Genomic DNA, 5,145 nt, shown 5'->3' on the forward strand with positions numbered 1-5,145 from the left:
GTAAGTAGTAAGTAGTAAGTAGTAAGTAGTAAGTAGTAAGTAGTAAGTAGTAAGCGAAATCTTTTGAAAAGGATATGATGTTAAGTGGAGAATTATTTGATAAGCCAAGAGTTTCTATTTCTTTCAGAAAATAATAAATTGAAAATGTCTTTTATGGGTAAACAAAAAGTAAAGAAATGTATGCTATCGGTGCTCTATTTTATGATTTATTAGTGTTAGATTTAATTAAATTTGAAGATGATGGGAAAATTGTTATTCAAGAACCTTCGAATAAATCGAATAATGATGCATTGAATATGTTATATGAACTTATTTGTGAAGAAAAACCAAGGAATTTTCGAAAATGGATTAGCTACTTTAATATCCCATCTAAAAATCGTGTAAAAATCTTCAAACTTTTAAATGAAGGTTTAGATGATAAAATTTCAAACAAAGACAAAATTGTTCAACGTTTAAGAGCTGAGTTATTAGAGCCAGGAGAAGTAACAGAAGAAACTGTTATTTTGGCTTTATTACTCACTTCCAGCCGAGTACTAAAAGTATACTTTTCAGATTATGAAATCAAAGACGTAGGGTTAAAAATAAAAGAATATAAAAAAATGTATCCTACTAGATGGGGAAATATAGATAGAATTAGTAAAGAGATTAACTATATGGATGTCATTATTTTAACTTCTGCTGTATTAATTTAAGAAATAGGTGTTGGTTATGGGACGTAGAAGATCAGAAGAGGTCATTGCCAATGCGGATTATGTGAGTATAAGTGAACTAGTGCGATTATCTTCTGTTCGGTATAGTACAATTAAGTATTATACCGAAGAAGAACTCATACCATTCGAACAACTAGAAGAACGGCTTACAAGAAGATATCCGCGTATTGAAGCTTTAAAGCGATTAGAAGAAATTGCAATATTAAAAGAAAGGGGCTGGCCAATTAGTGAAATAAAAAATTATTTTAAGGATTAAAATAAAGTATTTTTGTGAAAGAGTGTAGTAACCCCATAGAATAGACATTCTCCATTTTAAGGAGAATGTCAGATAGTATTTAAGATTAAGAAGAGTGACTTTTATTTAAACTATATAGAATTTAATCTGAACCATAGTTATTAAAAGGAATAGTAGTAGTTTAATAATACGCATAATGGTGGAAATTACTTTACTCTCTTTAGAGCTTCATAGGTATCTAGAAATTCAGGCTGATTGTTACCTTTATTTCCATAGTAGATTGAAATGCCTCTTTTAAGCTAGTGTGCTCAATAGTAAGTGATAGTATGCTTAAATGGGGTAAGGTGAAGAATTTAGCACTATGATAGGTTGTATTTTTTTCAGAGAATATTGGATTTATTATAAATAGGTTATTCGAAATACAGTTCATAATTTAATTTTAATATTATATATACTAGTGCAGATTTACTTCAGTAATGGTGAAGCCTATAAAAGTATATCGACTGAAATTTTCTAATTTATAAAATGAATAACGTTAAACTAAAGCTAATAAGAGCAACTGCTTTTTCGACAGTTGCTCTTATTTTAATATAAAGGCATTGCTAGTAATTTATTTAGATAGTCTTCTGCGCTTTGTCTATGATCTACCATTTTGTAGAACTGGAGATTTATCCGACGGTAGTTAATCAGTGCATCATATAATGCCTTTAAAAACTCTTTGCGTGGCAGTATGAAGGTTTCATGTATTGTTTTGATATCATGGAATATCTTAGTTTCTTGATTCGTTTCTTGGTCAAAGACAGTTTCATAATAAGCACCTTCCTTAAAGAAAGTTTCTAGTATCATCTGATTTGGAGTTGTATCATCAGGGCGGACGGTAACAGCTGTGTAACCTGTTTCTGGATGTTCCACATTTGCAAAATTTTGCGTTTGCATTTGCTTTAAAAGCATCTCATAACTATGCCATGTAATGAAGATCTGAGAAAACATCCTCTTTCCCAAAATCTCTTGGCCATTGTAAGTAATATGAACAAAACCAAATAATAGTCCAGAAGGTTCTCCATTACTATCATTGATGATTTGGTCAATCGCAAGATGATTTTTAGGGTCTTCGAATAAATAAAAGTGCTTTTTGACTTCACTCATCGATGGTACAGGCGGCACAGCTCCATACCATGTATCAGTCACCCATGTTTGAATAGTGAACACAGTAAGTCATTTCTCCTTGTCTTTTAGGGGTTATTAGGATTTACAACAGTTGCTCTAGGGTAAAGTTGTTCAATACGTTTTGTTGCTTTATTTACCACAATTCCTTCATAAAACATTATAAACCAATGGTATTCATTATTTTTTCTGCTCTCTCAAGACGCATCTTCATATGCAAATCACCTGTAGCTGTATACACAAAATAAAAAAAATGCTTTGCTCCATTTAGCATCTCTGTCAGAAATTCATTTTCATCTAATACGATTTTTCGATGATTAACAGAGAAATGGAGATGTTGATATACTTTCTTTATCGAAATTGGTGTTGATGATTCAGGAAATGAAGTAGTTGCTTGCTGATGTACTAAATATTTTTCTATTAAATCAAGATAGTACACCCAAAGTGTATCCACTTCATCCCAATATAGCTCAGATACAAACACTTTGTATTGATACACTATTCGGATAGAGCCGTTTATATATGGAATTATCTTGTTGTTCCCATTTTTTTTACGCTCTTGCAAGATTGCGATAGCTTCTTGAGGTTGTTGTAGAATTGAAACATAACGACCGTTTCCACAAATAAGGAAGGACTCTATTTCTAAATTGTGTAACATACAATACCTCCTATGTAAAAAGTATTATGGATTAACTGGGTAAAGTGTTCTGTAGACGGTTACATAACTACCTTGCTAAGTAGAACCTTTAATTAAGCAGCTAGAGAAAATATATCATGGCATATTTAACGTTTCAGGAGAATATTGCTGATATACTTGATTGTTGTCGAGGTCAATGCAAAAAGAACGCACGGTAACAATGGCAGATGAAAGTGTATGTAAAGTGTCGTTTCGCGCGATGCGGACTTTGCGTAAGAAAGTAGAAACTAATTAAAAAGCTATCGAGGCAAATACTGGTCTCGATAGCTTTTCATTTACACCTGTGCGTCAAATAATTGACCTTTATACGGGTGTTCAGCAGCGGGAGCAGGCATTTCTGCTAGCATTTCAACAACACCTGTACCAGCATTTAATGTTTTGTCTAAAATCGACATTTGCAATGTTTGCTGTAGCTGTGCGAGCTGGCTTGACATAATTGAATTAATTTCCATTGTCACCCCTCCTTTGCTCTTATATCGGATTCTCTAGGTTAATTTGAATAAAGTAGATGTACTTTTGCCAATAATAACAGGAGGAGGGATAGTAATGTATAAAATCATAATGTTCAGTACGGTTTTAATATTGTCAGGCTGCTCGCTATTTCAAGCGAAAAAAGAAGAGGAAGTACCTGTCCATGCGCCTAGCTCGGCAACAGCAACTGCTGAAATGGTCAATAGTAAAGGAGAAAGTGTTGGAAAAGTATTGTTGAAGGAAGTTGCTGAGGGTGTAGAGTTGTACGCTGAGTTGCATAACCTGCCACCAGGGCCTCATGCAATTCATATTCATGAGGTAGGCAAATGCGAAGCGCCGACATTTGAATCAGCAGGTGCTCATTTTAACCCAGAGCATAAGCAACATGGTATTGAAAACCCACAAGGACCACATGCAGGTGATTTACCGAATTTAGAGGTAGATGAAGATGGCACGGTAGAATTGGCATTTACAACGAAGCTAGTGACATTGATGAAAGGTCATGCAAATTCGCTATTCGATAAAGACGGTAGCTCGATTATTATTCATGAAAAGGCCGATGATTATAAAACAGACCCATCTGGTAATTCAGGTGATCGTATTGTTTGTGGTGTGATTGAGTAAATTGTGTGAGAATTGTATGTGTGCCTGGCACCCATACATAAAACCTATCTGTTTCACGGATAGGTTTTATACTTTTTATGCATATAGTGAATTAATGACTTGCACATGAAAAAACATCATAGTATTATATGAATAATCAGAAAATTCATTAAAAGGAAGGGTGTTATATATGGGTAAAATTTTATCGTCAAATCTTGAGACATATTTATTGGATGAGGAGTTAGAACTGGAGCGTCATGAGGAAACGGATGGTTTTAAAGAGTATGATAGCTATGAGCAATATCCAGCAGGTTTCTTTACAGGCTTATAAAAAAGCGAATGTTCAATTGAGCATTCGCTTTTTGCTTGTTTAAGCTATAATATAACTATAAATAGTATAGCGTGGTGACGAAATGATTTATCAGGGAAATTTAGGAGAGTATGAGTTTTATTTAGAGCGGCTAGGGAGTGAGCAATTAGCGCAGATTGAGGAGTTACAACAAGAAGTTTATCAGGCATTAGAGGACAAGACAATTTTACAGCCACTTAGCGATGAGGAACTTTTATATATTTTAAATGGTCATGGTATCATGATTGGGGCGTTTGTGAACGAACGATTGATTGCCATTCGTGCTTTGCTGGAACCAAATTCAAAAGAAGAAGAGCATTTAGGACTGGATGTTGGAGCGGATGATTTAGCAAGAGTGCTTTATCAAGAGATTTCGTTTATCCACCCGCAATTTAGAGGATACGGTTTGCAGCAAACGTTGGCAACTATTATTATGAAACAGATAAATATAGCTCAATACGATTGGGTGTGCGCTACAGTTAAGCCTTATAATATTGCAAGCTTAAAAGATAAGCTCGTGCAAAATATGCATATATATGCGCTAAAATATAAATATGGTGGCAAGCTTCGCTATGTGGTGGCAAAGCCTTTACATAAAGAGGTTGTTTTTGGTAATGACGAATTAGCAATCGCAATGGGGGATACCGAGGCACAGCAACAAGCTTTACGTGATGGGTATCGAGGTGTTGCCATTGAGAAACAGGGCGAAGAATGGTTCGTTTATTTCAGTAGGTAGAAAGATTTGAAATGCTCGTGAGAAGGAGCGGTTCGCTCACAAGATCTGAGAATTCGATTGTAAACAAGGGCGTAGCACCATGCTGCGCCCTTGCTTTATTGTGGAAATGAAAACCCCCTGCTATGTGGGGGGTTCTAAAAAGCTTTTAGCTATGGACAAAAAAAATACTCCAGTCGTACA

Annotated in this window: 8 protein-coding genes; 5 read left to right on the plus strand and 3 right to left on the minus strand. The window is 34.8% G+C overall.

Features of this window, described 5'->3' with window-relative positions; genetic code table 11:
* Positions 1–176 precede the first annotated feature (176 nt).
* Both C9J34_RS21395 and C9J34_RS21400 read left to right on the plus strand, forming a co-directional pair.
* Positions 177–692: a hypothetical protein gene (locus tag C9J34_RS21395; RefSeq protein WP_107842178.1), complete on the plus strand. Its 516-nt coding sequence runs from the start codon at positions 177–179 to the stop codon at positions 690–692.
* Positions 693–708: 16 nt separating this feature from the next.
* Positions 709–966, plus strand: a complete 258-nt coding sequence (locus C9J34_RS21400; RefSeq protein ID WP_107842179.1) for a MerR family transcriptional regulator — start codon at positions 709–711, stop codon at positions 964–966.
* Between the two features lie 564 nt (positions 967–1,530).
* On the opposite strand, the gene C9J34_RS21405 is transcribed toward C9J34_RS21400, so the two are convergent.
* The 3 genes from C9J34_RS21405 to C9J34_RS21415 all read right to left on the minus strand — a co-directional run bounded on the left by C9J34_RS21405 (position 1,531) and on the right by C9J34_RS21415 (position 3,258).
* On the minus strand, positions 1,531–2,154 hold the full coding sequence (locus C9J34_RS21405; RefSeq protein WP_107842180.1) for a hypothetical protein: 624 nt from the start codon (positions 2,152–2,154) through the stop codon (positions 1,531–1,533).
* A gap of 115 nt (positions 2,155–2,269) precedes the next feature.
* Entirely contained in the window at positions 2,270–2,767 is a 498-nt protein-coding gene (locus tag C9J34_RS21410) for a hypothetical protein (protein ID WP_107842181.1), read from the minus strand.
* A 314-nt stretch (positions 2,768–3,081) separates the two neighbouring features.
* On the minus strand, positions 3,082–3,258 hold the full coding sequence (locus C9J34_RS21415; protein WP_107842182.1) for a putative motility protein: 177 nt from the start codon (positions 3,256–3,258) through the stop codon (positions 3,082–3,084).
* A 94-nt stretch (positions 3,259–3,352) separates the two neighbouring features.
* On the opposite strand from C9J34_RS21415, the gene C9J34_RS21420 reads away from it, so the two are divergent.
* The 3 genes from C9J34_RS21420 (at position 3,353) to C9J34_RS21425 (ending at position 4,965) form a co-directional block, all read left to right on the plus strand.
* A complete protein-coding gene (locus tag C9J34_RS21420; protein WP_107842183.1) occupies positions 3,353–3,901 on the plus strand; it encodes a superoxide dismutase family protein in 549 nt (182 codons plus the stop codon).
* A 169-nt stretch (positions 3,902–4,070) separates the two neighbouring features.
* On the plus strand, positions 4,071–4,211 hold the full coding sequence (locus tag C9J34_RS22255) for a hypothetical protein (RefSeq protein ID WP_193769140.1): 141 nt from the start codon (positions 4,071–4,073) through the stop codon (positions 4,209–4,211).
* Between the two features lie 82 nt (positions 4,212–4,293).
* Complete coding sequence (locus C9J34_RS21425) at positions 4,294–4,965, plus strand: N-acetyltransferase (protein WP_107842184.1); 672 nt, start codon at positions 4,294–4,296, stop codon at positions 4,963–4,965.
* Positions 4,966–5,145 lie beyond the last annotated feature (180 nt).

The sequence above is a fragment of the Metasolibacillus meyeri genome (assembly GCF_003049505.1).
Lineage (GTDB): Bacteria > Bacillota > Bacilli > Bacillales_A > Planococcaceae > Metasolibacillus > Metasolibacillus meyeri.

Coding starts and splice junctions, on each gene's coding strand:
- C9J34_RS21395 (WP_107842178.1), top strand. CDS start 177: ATGTATGCTATCGGTGCTCTATTTTATGATTTATTAGTGTTAGATTTA.
- C9J34_RS21400 (WP_107842179.1), top strand. CDS start 709: ATGGGACGTAGAAGATCAGAAGAGGTCATTGCCAATGCGGATTATGTG.
- C9J34_RS21410 (WP_107842181.1), bottom strand. CDS start 2,767: ATGTTACACAATTTAGAAATAGAGTCCTTCCTTATTTGTGGAAACGGT.
- C9J34_RS21415 (WP_107842182.1), bottom strand. CDS start 3,258: ATGGAAATTAATTCAATTATGTCAAGCCAGCTCGCACAGCTACAGCAA.
- C9J34_RS21420 (WP_107842183.1), top strand. CDS start 3,353: ATGTATAAAATCATAATGTTCAGTACGGTTTTAATATTGTCAGGCTGC.
- C9J34_RS22255 (WP_193769140.1), top strand. CDS start 4,071: ATGGGTAAAATTTTATCGTCAAATCTTGAGACATATTTATTGGATGAG.
- C9J34_RS21425 (WP_107842184.1), top strand. CDS start 4,294: ATGATTTATCAGGGAAATTTAGGAGAGTATGAGTTTTATTTAGAGCGG.